Raw genomic sequence first — 15802 nt, forward strand, 5'->3', positions numbered from 1 at the left:
AGAATTTATTAGTTAAACAATTTTTGCCAAGTCACGAGTATGTTAAGTTTGCAGGTTGTAAATTCCAAGAAAAAAAGCAATTGAACTATGAAAGAAATGAATGACGATAGAATTGTAATGACTCTTGATGCAGGGGGCACAAATTTTGTGTTTTCTGCATTGCAGGGAGGCAAGGAAATTATACAACCTATCGTACTGGATTCAAATTCTGATAATTTAGATAGTTGTCTTCAAACGATTATAACCGGCTTTAGAAGTGTAAAAAAAGAATTGCTTCCCAAAATTCCCGTGGCCATAAGTTTTGCGTTTCCTGGACCCGCAGACTATAAGAATGGTATTATAGGCGATTTGCCCAATTTCCCCTCGTTTAGAGGGGGTATTGCCCTTGGGCCCATGCTAAAAGAAATTTTTAACATCCCAACGTTGATTAATAATGATGGTGATCTTTTTGCTTATGGTGAAGCGGTAGCGGGCTTTTTACCGCGTATAAATGGACTTTTGGCTGAACATAAGATTGAACGGGAGTACAAAAACCTCATAGGGATTACGCTAGGGACCGGTTTTGGGGCAGGGGTCGTTATCAATCACCAAATTTGTCTCGGAGATAATTCCGCCGCTGGCGAAATCTGGCTCACCCGCAACTATATTGATCCTTCATCAATTGCCGAAGAAAGTGTAAGCATACGTGGAATCAAACGTGTGTATTCTAGAATTTCAGGGGATGACACGGATAAATCTCCTCTGGATATTTATGAGATCGCAAAGGGAAGACAGGGAGGAGATAAAGAAGCTGCCCTTCAGGCCTTTAAAGAATTGGCACAGGTTATGGCAGAGTCACTAGCAAACGCCATTACGTTACTTGATGCACCTGTGGTGATAGGTGGAGGGGTTTCCGGAGCGGCCGAATTCATAATTCCGGAGTTGATCGCCCATTTTCAAAGTACCATAAACGATCAGGGAAAAAGGTTACCAAGATTGATTGCTGATGTTTTTAACGTAGAAGATCCTGCTACTTTAAAAAAATTCCTCAATAGTGATACAAAATATATTGAAGTTCCATTTAGCAAAAAGACCGTCTCTTATACGCAAAAAAAATACGTGCCCATAGGCATTTCCCACTTGGGCGCAAGTAACGCGATAAGTCTGGGTGCTTACACACTGGCCCTTGATTACCTTGATAAGAAAAATCTTTATGCCAGCGCGCTACAGGAACACGTCTGATTTAAATTCAAATGAGGAACTGAAATTACTTAACAGCTAGGGCAGCATCTCATTTACTTGATTAGTGCTTTTGCAATAGCTTCTTTGACTAAAGGTTCCATAACTTTATAGCCAGCCATCGTAGGATGAACACCATCGTCTGCAAGTTCTTTTGCAAAACCCTGCTGGTCATCTGCGGTTGCCGGAAAATAATCCAGGTAGATTATATTTTTTAGCGCGCAATAGTTTCTTAGTAGGATATTGAGTTGTGCAATTTTTTCTACCGGTTCAATTTCTGGTTTCCATGGATATCTATAGACAGGAAGCACAGAAGAAATTACGACTTTGATATCATGGGCAAGGGCAAGTTCTGCCATACTGAATATATTTCCTGCTGTCTGTTCTATAGTCATAGGTCCCGTATTGCCCGCTATGTCATTTGTTCCGGCAAGAATGACTACAACGGCCGGGTTAAGATCAATAACATCTTGGCGAAAGCGTAAAAGCATTTGCGGGGTGGTCTGGCCACTAATTCCCCTGCCAATGTAATTATTGTTTGTGAAAAAATCTGGATCCTGACCAGCCCATCCTTCCGTAATGGAATTCCCCATGAAAACAACCCGTGTTTCTGCTGAGGCGGTATCTATTGTTTTATTGGCTGAACTATATTTCTCAAGATTAGCCCAGTCTTGCGCATTCATAAAAGACGCGACGAGAATAGCACTACAGAAGATTGTTTTTTTTATAAATTTCATAGTTGTTGGACTTTAGCAAAATTGTATTGAAAGATAAAAAAAACCGACTGATATCAGTCGGTTTTAGGGTGATTTTGGTTGGTTTTTAACTATTTAAAGCCGATTTCTTCCAGGCCTTTGTGGCTTACTTTAATGGCCTCTAAGGGCTCCATATTGAAGGTTTGATCCTGCTCTACAAAATAATATTTCATTCCAGACATTTCTTTTTCGGTAAGGATTCTTTTAAAATCAACAGAACCGGTACCTACAGGAGCAAAGCGCCCCTGCTCGTCCATATCTTTTACATGCCATTCTTTAAAACGACCTGGATATTTTTCGAAATAGGCAACTGGGTCTGCGCCTGCTTTGGTTACCCAATATAAATCCATCTGAAAATTTACAAATTTGGGATCTGTATTTTCTAACAGATAATCTATGGGCGTAATTCCGTCTTCATTCTTTTTATATTCAAAGTCATGATTGTGGTAAAGGAGTTTTAATCCATTTGCCTCTGCTTTTGTACCTAATGTGGTAAGAATTTCAGCAAGTTCTTCTACGGTACCATTCATACCCAAAGTCATTGTGGCCTGATCAAAAGTGAACATGCCCATAGGTGGCACAGGAATCACAAAATACTCAAAACCAGCCTCTTTAACGTCTGCCATCATGGCATCTGCATTTTCCATGGTAACTGTTCCCTGGTGGGTACTTACTGGTTTTAGTTTTAATTCATTGAGCATAGCTTTAAAGTCTGCAGGATCCATATTATAAAATTTACCGTCAACATAACCCGCTGCTTCAATATTCTTATAACCGGCATCCGCAACTTGTTTTAAAGTACCCCTGGCGTCTTCGTTCATCGCATCGCGTACAGTATATAGTGCAAGGCCGCCAGATTTGCCGGGTGCACAACTGGTAAGCATGGCTAAGAATAATGCGGCCAGAAGTGTTGTTCTTCCAGTATTCTTAAAGGAAATTTTGATCATTTTTTATGTTATTAAAGTTAATGTTGGTCAAAAAAATATTTCTATTTCTATCAAGAAAAGTACTTAATTTTGAGAAATATTGAAATAATTAAGGCACCAAATTTCAAAATTATAAAATATAAAAAAATCCCTCTTGATATTAAGAGGGATTTCAGATTACATTTTTTTTGAAATATTGTCTTTAAAATTACTCATATACTGTTTTATTAGGTTTACCACTCATATAAAAAACCAATTTACCGCCGTTCATAATATTCTCATGCTTGATAAATGGTGTTTTCAACTCTTTACCATTCAGCTCCACTTTTTTTACATAAACATTTTTATCGGATTGATTTTTTGCAACGACCTCAAAAGTATTTCCATTTTCCAGATGCAGGGTCGCTTCTTTTATTGCCGGACTGCCCAATGCATAATCTACAGAACCTGGTGCCACGGGATAGAAACCCAGACTGCTAAACAAATACCAGGCGCTCATCTGACCAAAATCATCGTTACCGCTCAGACCATCATCGCCGTTCTGGTATTTTTCACGTAAAATCATACGTATTTTATCCTGCGCTTTCCAGGGATCATTGGTCCAGTTGTATAAATAAGCGACATGATGGGAAGGTTCGTTACCATGCACATAATTACCTATAATTCCCTCGCGCGAGATATCTTCGGTATTAGCAAAGTATTTGTCTGGCAGGTGCATGGTAAACAGCGAATCCAGATGTGTGGTAAACGTTTCTTTGCCGCCCATTAATTCTATCATTCCCGCGGGATCCTGCGGAACGTATAAACTGTAGTTCCATGAATTTCCCTCAATAAAACCCTGACCGTGCGTGTTTAGTGGATCAAAGTCTGATTTAAAGCTTCCATCGGCCAATTTTGGTCGCATAAAGCCGGTTTTTTTATCATAGACATTTTTGTAATTCTGAGAACGTTTCATGAATTCGTCATAAATGGCATCTTTGCCCAGTTTTTTTGCCGCTTGCGCGATCGCCCAGTCATCGTAGGCATATTCCAGCGTTTTGGAAACCGAAGCACCATCTTTATCTTCAGGCACGTAACCCGTATCAATATAACTACCTATACCATCAAAATAGCGCGTATTTGCAGTTTGTACACACGCCTGTAGGGCTTTTTCCATATCAAAATCGGCATTTCCCTTCACAATGGCATCAGCGATAACAGAAACGCTGTGATACCCAATCATACACCAGTTTTCATTGCCATAATGCGACCAGACCGGCAACATATGATGCACACTCTGTTCCTGATGTGCCATCATGGATTGTATCATATCCTGATTGCGCGCCGGCTGCAATACATTAAAAAGTGGGTGAAGGGCACGATACGTATCCCATAGGGAAAAGCTGGTATAATTTGTAAATCCATCTGCGGTATGACGGTTACGGTCTATTCCCATATATTCATTATCAGTATCCATATATACGGTAGGGCCCAGGAAAGCGTGGTACATAGCCGTATAAAAATTGATTTTATCTGAATTCTCCAGGGTTTCAATAGTTACTTTTTGCAATTCTTCGTTCCACAGTGCGCGGGCGTCTGCTTTTACGTTATCAAAATCCCATTGCGGTATTTCGGCTTGCATATTCGCCAGGGCACCTTCAGTACTTACAGGCGAAATAGATAGTTTGGCCTGAATTTTTTCTCCTTCTTCCGTATTAAAATCAAAGTGCAGGCGAAGTTCTTCACCGGCCATTTCGGGGAAATTATGGGTCTGGTCAAAACGTCCCCAGAAGCCACGATAGACTTTTGTGGGCAATTTTTCCTGCCCATAACTTTTAAAGGCTTTGTTAAACTTTAAAGCGAAATATACCTTTCGCGTACGCGCCCAGCCGGTAGTTTGGCGATAACCGGTGATGGTTGAATCATTTTCTACCCGAACGAAGGTCCATACATTCTTGTCGTCATAATTGTAAATCCCGTGTTTGAGGTCTAAAATTACGTGGGCAGAATCACTTTTTGGGAAAGTATATTGTTGCATTCCCACGCGTGTACTGGCGGTCATTTCTGCTTCAATATTGTAATCCTGAAGTTTTACCTTATAGTAACCCGCTTCCGCAGTTTCTTCCTCGTGCGAAAAGCGGGAACGGTAGCCACTGTCAGGATCTAAGGCCGTACCCGGATTAAGCTGGAGTTTCCCCACAGTAGGCATCATCAAAAAATCCCCAAGGTCTGAATGTCCCGTACCGCTAAAATGGGTATGGCTGAATCCTACGATCGTCTTATCGCTATATTGATAACCTGCACAATACTTATAGACATCTGGGTTATAATGACCATCTACCGCGTACGGAATAGTATCTGTATCAGGACTCAACTGAATACTCCCAAATGGAACGGTAGCACCGGGATAGGTATGCCCCATTTTTGCTGTTCCTATCATGGGATCTACATAGGTAGCCAAATCTGATTCCTGTGCAAAAAGCACTGTTTTTGTGCTAAAAGTCACCAAAAACAGGAGGAAAAGGGAGGTTTTTATACGTGTATTATTCATTTTCTACTATTTAAAATGTTTTGACCAATTTAGTTATATTCATATAAAACCCCTTTTAACGTGCTATTTTTAATGGTTGGAAATCAAAAATAGTTGCTAAAAGGGGCAGGGGGGAATTCGTACTTCTTAATATACTTTTAAGTTTCGCTATCGCTATCGCTATACTCAAAACCACTAGAACTGATTTGGACGTATGTCAGGTCGAGTGAATATTGAGGCGGTGGCCGAAAAATTTGTAACAAGACCTATTTTTTCAATTCCGTAGAAAGCGAATATGGGAAATCTGCTTTTTTAATACCACGATTTTTATTGGGGCTATCGCTCATTTTGTAATCAATGTTCATACCTTTCATCAATTCCTTGTGGCTAATCCAGGTTTTAGTGTAGTCTTTACCATTTACGTTCATAGAATGGATATAACGGTTTTCCTGACTGTTTTCTGGTGCGTTAATTTTAACTTCTTTACCATTTTCAAGCGTTAAAGTAATTCTTTGAAATAAAGGTGCGCCCAGCGCATATTGATCTGTAGCGGGAGCGACGGGATAAAACCCAATAGCAGAGAAAACATACCAGGCCGAAGTCTGCCCATTGTCTTCGTCACCTGCATAACCGTCTGGTAGCGGGGTGTACATACGGTTCATAGTTTCACGTACCCAGTATTGCGTTTTCCAGGGTTCACCAGCATAATCATATAAATAGATCATGTGCTGTATGGGCTGGTTACCATGTGCATATTGACCCATATTTGCGATCTGCATTTCCCTGATCTCGTGAATGGTGCCGCCATAATAACTATCGTCAAAAGTAGGGGGAAGGGAGAAGATAGTATCCAGCTGTGCCACAAATTCTTGCTTGCCACCCATTAGATCAATAAGGCCCTGAATATCATGAAAAACCGACCAACTGTAATGCCAGCTGTTTCCTTCTGTAAAAGCATCGCCCCATTTAAAAGGATTGAAAGGTTTCTGAAATTCGCCGTTTTTATTTTTCCCGCGCATCAGGTTGTATTCAGGATCGAATAAATTCTTGTAATTCATACTGCGCTTGCGGTATTTTTCGATCTCCGCTTTAGGTTTATTCAACTTTTTTGCCAGCTGATAGATGGCAAAATCATCATACGCATATTCCAGTGTACGTGCGGCATTTTCATTGATGTCCACATCGTAGGGTACATAACCTAGATCATTGTAATATTCAACGCCGGCGCGTCCTACCGCAGGCATGGGACCAGCATTGTTCGCTCCGTGAATAAGGGCATCATACAGATTTTCTATGTCATAATCATACGCCTCACCACTTTTTAAGTACGCTTCTGCAACCACAGAGGCAGAATTGTTGCCCACCATCACACTGCGCAGGCCAGGGCTTGCCCATTCTGGCAACCAGCCGCTTTCTTTGTACGCATTAGAAAGCCCTTCTTGCATGTGGCCGTTCAACTCAGGGTACATCAGGTTGAGAAATGGGAACATGGCGCGGAAAGTATCCCAGAAACCAGTATCTGTGAACATGTAACCGGGAAGCACTTCACCATTGTATGGGCTGTAATGCACAACTTTTCCTTCGGCATCATATTCGTAGAATTTTCTCGGGAAAAGTAAAGAACGGTAAAGAGCGCTGTAAAAGGTCTTAAACTGATCTGAAGTTCCACCTTCTACCTGAATACGACCCAGTTCTTTGTTCCAGGTTTCGCGACCTTTTTGCTTAAGGGCATCAAAATCATCTTTTCCTATTTCTTTTAAATTACGTTCGGCCTGCTCATAACTGATAAAAGAACTTGCTACTTGTGCGTTGACCTGCTCACCTCTTTTCGTTTTAAAACCTATAACCGCACCGGCGTGGTTGGATTTTTGTTCCAGTGCATCCGTAAGGGTAGAGTCAGTAAAGGTTTTGGTGAGATCAAAATCTTTATCAAAAGTAACTACAAAGTAATTCTTGAAATTATCAGGAACACCACCGCTATTTCTTGTGGTATAGCCAATAATTTTCTGCTCTTTCGGAAGAATTTTTACATACGAACCTTTATCAAAAGCATCAATAACTACATATGAACTGTCAGTTTCCGGGAACGTAAACCGAAAACGTGCGGCGCGTTCTGTTGGTGTAATTTCAGTGGTTACATCGTGATCTGCCAGATATACGCTGTAATAATAGGGGGTAACAATTTCCGCTTTATGGGAGAACCAACTCTGGCGGTCTTCTTCGGTAAATTTTAAACTTCCGGTAACAGGCATGATCGAAAACTGACCGTAATCGTTCATCCATGGCGAGGGTTGGTGGGTTTGTTTAAAACCGCGAATTTTAGTAGCATCATAGGTGTAGGCCCAGCCATTGCCCATTTCCCCCGTCTGGGGTGTCCAGAAGTTCATGCCCCAGGGCATGGCGATGGCAGGGTAGGTATTTCCGCTGGAAAGTTTATAATTAGAGTCGGTGCCTATCAGCGGATTCGCATAATCTACGGGATTATCTATAGATTGTATGACTTTCTGCGCTGAGGCAGTTATGAATCCGCTTAAAGCGAAAAAGAGTATTCCTAAAGTTTTTTTCATGGTTTTAATCTTGGTTTTTTATGGTAAGTGGATTGCTTTTAACGCCTTCACGGGTCATAATTACGGGTTGGATATGACCATTTTTATCAAAATACATACGGTCTATACAAGTTTCGCGAGAGTCTCGGGCATCTGTATCTATTGGGCGGCGGTGGTACACCATATAGTAATTATCTGAGTCTTTCTCGTGTATTACGCTGTGATGGCCTGCACCCCTCGCAATATCCATATCCTGTTGCAGAATTTTGTCAACGCGCTTAAAGGGTCCCATTGGGGAGTCTGCAATGGCATAGGCCACACTATAATCTGGTCCTGTCCAGCCGCCTTCAGACCACATAAAATAATATTTGCCATCGCGAATAAACATAAACGGACCTTCCACATAACTATCTGGAGTAATTTCTTTAAAGGTAGAACCGTCTTCAAAAGGTATAAAACCGGTAAAATCATCATTTAGTTTAGCAACATTGCAATGCTTCCAACCCCCATAAAACAGGTAATATTGACCGTCCTTGTCCTTAAAAGCAAATTGATCAATAGGTTGTGCACCATTATGGAATTTGTCTATAAGCGGTTTTCCCAGATGGTCTTTAAAAGGTCCACCGGGATTATCACTTACAGCGACACCAATACCCCCTTCTTCCTCATCGCCCTGAATATCATTAGCACCGAAGAATAAATAATATTTGTCATCTTTTTCAATAATGGAAGGTGCCCACATTGCCTTGTGCGCCCATTTTACTGCAGATGTATCCAAAACCTTAGGGTGTTTAGTCCAATTAACAAGATCTGGAGATGAAAAAGCATCTAAAAAAACCTGCTCTTCATAAGGTGCGGAAAAGGTAGGGTAGATCCAGTAGGCATTGTCAAAAATAATTCCTTCAGGGTCAGCATACCAACCAGGAAACACCGGATTATTATTTTGAGCGATAGCAGGTAAAGCTGCCATTACTAAGGAAAAAAGGAGAATTTTTTTCATGAAGCTAATATTTTGGGTCTAAATATATGAAATTCTCAGAGTAAATCGTTTTAGCAAATGCATATATTGTTAATTTAAAGTTTTACACGTTCTCCAGTTTTAGCGCTTTTCTTAGCTGCTTCAAGTATTTCTACCACAATCAGATTATTTTCAAGGGAAGAAAGATCGTTCTTTGTCTCTACATTATGATTTATGACAGCTTGTAAATAGGTAAGATGATCTTTATGGAAATCTTCCGTAAGCGTTACTTTTTCGGCATTTTGAGCCTGTTTTTGATACTCAAGGGTATTTCCATCAACTGCGTTAAATGAAGAAGAATCTCCATATACCTGTAAACCCTTAATACCATATGACCAGTCCCACGAAGCTTCAATGATTCCATTGCCATCCTCGTATTCCAAAATAATCGTAGCGTCATCGTCTACTTTTGGATAAACATCAGGCTTTAAATTTCGGGTAACCGCGGTTACGGCAATAGGTTTTTGACCGTTTTTTAACCAGGTCATTAAATTTGCACCATAGCAACCAAAATCCATAATTGCCCCACCACCATTTTTTACAGGATCAGTAAGCCAATCTAGAAATTCTGCACTGCAACCTATTTCTTTAGGGCCTTCATGACCATCTTTGGCAATCATTTTTTTGATAGTTCCAAAGTTGGTATTTTTTACTTTTACCGCCAGGGTCTGGTTACTTCCATACCATGTCGTCTCATAATTGGTAAGCAGGGGAGTGGAGTTGTCCCGTGAAAGCTTTGCCATCTCCTTTGCATCCTTAAGGGTAGTTGCAAGGGGTTTTTCTACCATTACAGGAATTTGCATGGGCAAGGCAATACGGGCAACATCTATATGTTCAGAAACCGGATTGTAAGCAAGAACCGCATCAGGTTTTAATTTGTCAAGTGCGGTTTTTAAGTCGCTATAAAAAATAGAACGATCGAGCTTGTAACTTTTACTATAGCGTGCTATGAGATCTTTATCGCTTTCAACAATACCAGTAATACTTACTTTGCCCTCTTTATATTCGTTCATGATCACATGTGCGTGGTCGTGACTAAGACCAGCGACCACTACCTTGAGTTTTTGCTGGGCAGTTATTGCTATGGTGACAAAAATGAATAAAAGAGTAATTATAGAGGTTTTCATGGTGGTCATATTTAAAAGTTTTAAATGTATTTCTAATCCTGGGGTATCTTGATTCTAGAAGACTCCCGTTCTATAAATCTTGCATCCAGTACAATCTGTTTCGTAGGGGTTCTGTTATTTTTTTCTTTCAGCATTTTGAGCATGATTTTCATGATTTCTTCACCCATTTGCTTTAATGGCTGGGCCACTGCAGAGATGGATGGAGAATGTATCTTGAAGAAGTCGTTATCATCAAAAGCGACTATACCAAGTTTGAAGACATCCAGATGTTCCAGTTCTCTAATGATTTCGAGACCGTGTTGTGTAAGATAGTTAGTCGAAAAGAATACGGCATCAAGCTCTTCCTGATTCTTAAAAAACTCCCTTATTAAACTTTTTCTTTTTTCAGAATTGAGATGTAAATAGGGTACTTGAAGTACATTAGGTTCTAAGTTAGCTTCTTTAATTGCTCTTTTATAACCTTCTAAACGACCCCGCATTTGCATTTGCTGGGCATCTGTAGTAATAAAAGCAATATTTTTAAAGGCACCTGCTATCAATTTATTAGTAGCTTTAAATGCAGCATCTTCATTATTAATGACGACCGCACTGGTATTGAGATCTTCAAAATACCTGTCAAACAAAACTACGGGGATATTCTTGTCAATGAGTTGGGCAATGTCATTTCTGATACCGCCAGAGGGGATAATGATAAAGCCATCTACCCGTCTTTCATAGAAAAGGTCAATAAGTTCGCGGGAACGCGCATCATCATTTTCATTGCTGCAAAAAAGGACTTTATAATCTTTTTTGTAAGCGATATCTTCGATAATGCGGGCCAATTTTGCAAAGAAGTAATTGCCTATATCCTCAACCATGAATACTATGATTTTCGATTCGCCTGTACGTAGGCTCTGTGCTACCCTGTTAGGCTTATAGTTGATTGATTCTGTATAATCAATTACTTTTTTGATTACAGCATCAGATATTTTTTTTTCCTTTCCCTTCCCATTTAAAACAAAGGATATGGTGGTTACAGATACGTTTAATGCGTTTGCGATATCTTTAATTGATGTACGGCCTTTTTTCATTGTTTGGGGTAGTTTTAAAATATATGTTAGAAGGTCTCAAATGCTTAATATTTTTGATTTTAGAATTAAATAGGAAATTAACTCCAACTCGCTGACCAAATTGATTTTATACGATAGACTTTTTAATAGGCAAATTAGGTTAAAATAAACAAATGATGCCTTTAAGTCCACAGTGCTTTAAATTTGTAACTTTCAAGTGTAAAATGACATCTTTTAAATGTTATTAATTACCGTAACTATCGTCTATTGAGTTCAGGAAAATTATATATTTTCAAAAAATAACGATTCTATTCCATTAAATTTAGTAAACCTGGACTTTTTGATATGTGATTAGAAAACACCTTTTATATAGAATTTGAAAAACTTTAACTTCGAGATTGATAATTAGGCAAATTATTACGTATCCTTCGCTCTGTTGGAATTTATAACGTACTTTACCTTCAAACTAAGACTGAATAAAAATAATTAAACGCATTTTAAATGCGCTATAAATGAATATAAGGAAAGGTTATTAAAGTCAATCAAACTGGTACTTTATAGTAATAACTTAGTACTAAAAGCTTAACTGATAAGGAATTTTATTTCGTTGTAAATACCAAGTTGTATTTACAAAAGTACACTGCAATACCATTATATGAATAATAAACTAACTGAGGCCGAACGACTGGCCGTATCTGATAACTATAAAAACTGGAAAAGATGGGGTCCTTACCTGGCAGACAGACAATGGGGTACGGTAAGGGAAGATTATAGTAAATTTGGCCACGCATGGGATTTTGTAAACCACGATAAAGCCCGTAGCAACGCGTATAGATGGGGGGAGGAAGGCATTGCTGGATTTTGTGATTCCCGTGAGATATTGTGTCTGGCGCCCGTATTCTGGAACGGTAAGGACAAAATACTTAAAGAACGCCTTTTTGGCCTCACAAATGGACAGGGAAATCACGGGGAGGATGTTAAAGAACTTTATTTTCATCAAGTTTCAAGTCCTACACATTCCTATTGTAAGTATTTATATAAATATCCTCAGAAAAAATTTCCGTACGCTGAACTTGTCCGGGAAAATAAACGAAGCCGGGAAGAGTCCGAATTTGAAATTTTGGATACGGCAGCTTTTGAAAAAAATAATTATTTTGATTGTTTTATTGAATACGCAAAGGCAGATGTGGGCGATATATTGATGAAGATCACAGTGGTTAACAGGGGAAAAAAAAGAGCCGACCTTCACGTACTTCCCCACTTATGGTTCCGTAATTACTGGAAGCATAATGAGCGTTTTGACCGTCCTGAAATTAAAGCTGTTGCTGATGATTGTCTTGTTTCCAGAAGTATACGCAATGGGAACTATTATTTCTATCATGAAAATGGCGAACAGTTATTTTGTGAGAATGAGACTAACAATGAAAGAATCTACAAAGTTCCCAATGATGATGACTATGTAAAAGATGGTATAAACGATTATGTTATTCATGGTGAAAAAACTGTCAATCCAGATAAAAAAGGTTCAAAATCAGCGATCTGGCATTCTTTTTCTCTTGAAGCAGGTGAAGAAAAAACAATACGCGTACGCCTTAGTAAAGGGAAATTAGAAAACCCATGGTTAGATTTTGATCAGGTTTTTAAAGAAAGAATTACGGAATGCGAACATTTTTATAACAGAAAAATTTCAGAAAACCTTCCAGAAGCACATAAAACCATAGCAAAAAAGGCATTTTCAGGCTTGTTATGGACAAAACAGTTTTATTATTATGATGTGTACAAATGGCTTTTTGGTGGGCAACAGGAATCAGAACCTAAGCGTGTAGATCCACGAAATAGTAGTTGGCAGCATTTAACAAACAGACACATTATTTCAATGCCAGATAAATGGGAATACCCGTGGTATGCTGCCTGGGACCTGGCGTTTCACATGGCTTCTTTTGTAGAAATTGATCCCTATTTTGCAAAAGAGCAGCTCTTGCTCGTACTTCGCGAGAGTTATATGCATCCCAATGGGCAGATTCCAGCCTATGAGTGGAATTTTAGTGACGTTAACCCTCCCGTGCATTCCTGGGCGGTGTGGTCTGTTTATGAGAAAGATCTGGAAACTACCGGCAAAGGCGATACTTCCTTTTTAGAGAAGGCTTTTCAAAAACTGCTCATTAATTTTACCTGGTGGGTAAATCAGAAAGACAAACATGGAACAAATCTTTTTGAAGGTGGCTTCTTAGGTTTGGATAATATTGGTGTTTTTGATCGTAACCATATGCCGCCGGGCATTACCAGAATGCAACAGGCTGATGCGACAAGCTGGATGGCCATGTTTACGCTCAACATGTTGCGCATGAGCCTTGAACTTGCCAAAACAAACAAAATTTATGAAGAATCCGCTGCAAAATTCTTCAGGCATTTTCTCAACATTGCCGGGGCTATGCACCATATAGGTGAAAAAAATATTTCGCTTTGGGACGATGAAGATAAATTCTATTATGATGTTGTCGAAATGTCAAATGGTAGGACGAGCAGGTTAAAAGTCCGCTCCCTTGTGGGCATCATTCCCATGTTTGCCGTTGAAGTCATCCCAAAAGATCTTTTTAAAGAACTTAAGGAATTTAAATACCGTGCAGCGGAAATTATACGAACCAGACCAGATCTGGCCTCTTTGATTTCCCGTATTGAGGAAACTAACATTGATGGCAAATATCTTTTTTCCATCATGCGTGGGTTCAGACTGGAACATTTGCTCAAAAGGCTTCTTGACGAAAAAGAGTTTTTATCTGATTACGGTATACGATCCCTGTCGAAGTATCATGAGGCAAATCCTTTTGTTTTTAAACATAATGGGCATCACCAGATTCAGTACGAAGCGGGTGAAAGCCGTTCAAATATGTTTGGAGGTAATTCAAACTGGCGTGGGCCAATCTGGATGCCGTTAAATTATATGATCGTACAGTCCCTGCGTAAGTTTTATAGTTATTATGGACCAGAGTATGTCTATGAATTTCCTACAGGATCTGGTAATAAATTAAACCTGAATGAAATTGCAGATGAACTGACCAAAAGGCTGACACGTCTTTTTGAAAGAGACGAAAATGGTAAATTTCATTATCATAATGAAGATCGCAATCATGTGTTCTCATCTAATGAGCATTTTAAGGATGAACATTTATTTTATGAGTTCTTTGATGGCGATACGGGCAAAGGCCTGGGCGCATCGCACCAGACGGGCTGGACCGCCCTCATTGCAAATTTAATAATGGAAATGGAACAAAGTAAAAACAAAGAAGAAGTTTTGGGTTTAAAATCCACTAAAAATAATGTAAAACAAGCCTGAAAATTGGCAAAATCAATTTAAATTTTTTAGGAAAAATTTGTCTTTGTATCAGATACTCTTAAGAATTTCGATGTTAAATGGTCCTATTATTTTTGGCATCTTTTATATTCATAATAAAGGAAGATCAACACTTGTGAACGGTACACTTTAAATATCCTTTAATTAGTTATATTTTAAATTAAATGGACAAACTTTCCATAATGTCTTTTTATTACAGCAACCCAAAATGATCTTTAAAAGAATTGTTCAGTTTTTATGTGTTTTAGCGTCACTTTGCGCTATAATACCAATGCTGCCCATAAATATCTGGTGGATTGATATATTTGATTATCCATTAATTGAATTTACCTTATTCACATTTATCACCTTGGTGCTTTATGTGATCTTATTCAGGAAGCAAAATGTTATAGATTATTTATTTCTAGGCGGACTTTTTATTTTATTGATTTTACAGGTTTCCAAATTATTCCCCTACAGTACGCTTGGGAACAAGCAACTGGGAGACTCGTCTGCCCAGGCAGAAGTTTCCATCAAAATATTTGAGGCTAATGTGCTTCAAAAAAATGAGAGGTCAGAAAAACTCTTGCATCAGATCAAAAATGACGATCCCGATATTTTGCTTTTAACGGAAATCAACATGCGGTGGCAGCGCAGCATAGATTCTGGCATAGGTTCATCGTATAGATACAAAGTGCGTGTACCTCAGGATAATACCTATGGGATGCTGCTTTATTCGAAATTAAAATTAGAAAATGCCAGGGTGAATTACCGTGTTGATGGTAAGATACCTTCTATAAATACAAACGTTATTTTATCTGACAGTACGGCCATTCGCCTGTATGCCATTCATCCCACACCTCCAGATCCCGAGCATAAAAGTTCCAGTTCAGATCGCGGGATAGAAATGGTAAAAACAGGCCTTATGCTTATTGAAGAAGAACAGCCAATAATCGTACTGGGGGATTTTAACGAAGTGGCCTGGTCGCAAAACGTATCCCTTTTTCAGAAAATTTCAGGATTACTCGATGTGCGAAAAGGTAGGGGATTTTACAATACTTTTGATGCTAAAGTACTTTTCATGAAATGGCCGCTGGATCAGGTTTTCGCTTCGGAACATTTTCGTGTAGAAACCATTAAAACCTGGGATTATATGGGTTCAGATCATTTTCCATTTTCTGCTACATTGACCTATGAGCCCATTCGCGCGGCTGATCAAAAACCACATCCCATAAATAAAGATATGCTGGAAATGCTGAAAAAGAATGTAAAAGACGAAGAATTGAAAAGGGGCGAAGATTCAATAAAAATACTCTAGAATCT

10 protein-coding genes are annotated in these 15802 nt (G+C 39.1%); 3 read left to right on the forward strand and 7 right to left on the reverse strand.

What is annotated here, in order from left to right:
- Nucleotides 1-87 precede the first annotated feature (87 nt).
- Nucleotides 88-1221, forward strand: a complete 1134-nt coding sequence (locus P162_RS16315) for an ROK family protein (protein WP_031428908.1) — start codon at nucleotides 88-90, stop codon at nucleotides 1219-1221.
- Nucleotides 1222-1274: 53 nt separating this feature from the next.
- Here P162_RS16315 and P162_RS16320 read toward each other — a convergent pair whose 3' ends face one another.
- From P162_RS16320 to P162_RS16350, 7 genes are all read right to left on the reverse strand, one after another.
- On the reverse strand, nucleotides 1275-1955 hold the full coding sequence (locus tag P162_RS16320) for an SGNH/GDSL hydrolase family protein (protein ID WP_031428910.1): 681 nt from the start codon (nucleotides 1953-1955) through the stop codon (nucleotides 1275-1277).
- 89 nt (nucleotides 1956-2044) lie between these two features.
- Nucleotides 2045-2857, reverse strand: a complete 813-nt coding sequence (locus P162_RS16325; RefSeq protein WP_241077822.1) for a sugar phosphate isomerase/epimerase family protein — start codon at nucleotides 2855-2857, stop codon at nucleotides 2045-2047.
- 250 nt (nucleotides 2858-3107) lie between these two features.
- Nucleotides 3108-5429, reverse strand: a complete 2322-nt coding sequence (locus tag P162_RS16330; protein ID WP_031428914.1) for a GH92 family glycosyl hydrolase — start codon at nucleotides 5427-5429, stop codon at nucleotides 3108-3110.
- Nucleotides 5430-5674: 245 nt separating this feature from the next.
- The gene (locus P162_RS16335; protein ID WP_031428915.1) at nucleotides 5675-7975 is read right to left on the reverse strand and encodes a GH92 family glycosyl hydrolase; all 2301 of its coding nucleotides are present in this window, start codon (nucleotides 7973-7975) and stop codon (nucleotides 5675-5677) included.
- Nucleotides 7976-7979: 4 nt separating this feature from the next.
- On the reverse strand, nucleotides 7980-8954 hold the full coding sequence (locus tag P162_RS16340) for a glycoside hydrolase family 43 protein (RefSeq protein ID WP_031428917.1): 975 nt from the start codon (nucleotides 8952-8954) through the stop codon (nucleotides 7980-7982).
- Between the two features lie 74 nt (nucleotides 8955-9028).
- Complete coding sequence (locus P162_RS16345) at nucleotides 9029-10108, reverse strand: Gfo/Idh/MocA family protein (protein WP_206340706.1); 1080 nt, start codon at nucleotides 10106-10108, stop codon at nucleotides 9029-9031.
- 23 nt (nucleotides 10109-10131) lie between these two features.
- On the reverse strand, nucleotides 10132-11169 hold the full coding sequence (locus P162_RS16350) for a LacI family DNA-binding transcriptional regulator (RefSeq protein WP_031428921.1): 1038 nt from the start codon (nucleotides 11167-11169) through the stop codon (nucleotides 10132-10134).
- Nucleotides 11170-11803: 634 nt separating this feature from the next.
- Between P162_RS16350 and P162_RS16355 the strand changes: the two genes are divergently transcribed.
- Nucleotides 11804-14482 carry an MGH1-like glycoside hydrolase domain-containing protein gene (locus P162_RS16355; RefSeq protein WP_051908110.1) on the forward strand — a complete coding sequence of 893 codons (2679 nt, stop codon included), beginning with the start codon at nucleotides 11804-11806 and terminating at the stop codon, nucleotides 14480-14482.
- Between the two features lie 289 nt (nucleotides 14483-14771).
- A complete protein-coding gene (locus tag P162_RS16360) occupies nucleotides 14772-15797 on the forward strand; it encodes an endonuclease/exonuclease/phosphatase family protein (protein WP_051908112.1) in 1026 nt (341 codons plus the stop codon).
- Nucleotides 15798-15802 lie beyond the last annotated feature (5 nt).

Source organism: Flavimarina sp. Hel_I_48, assembly GCF_000733945.1.
Classification (GTDB): domain Bacteria; phylum Bacteroidota; class Bacteroidia; order Flavobacteriales; family Flavobacteriaceae; genus Leeuwenhoekiella.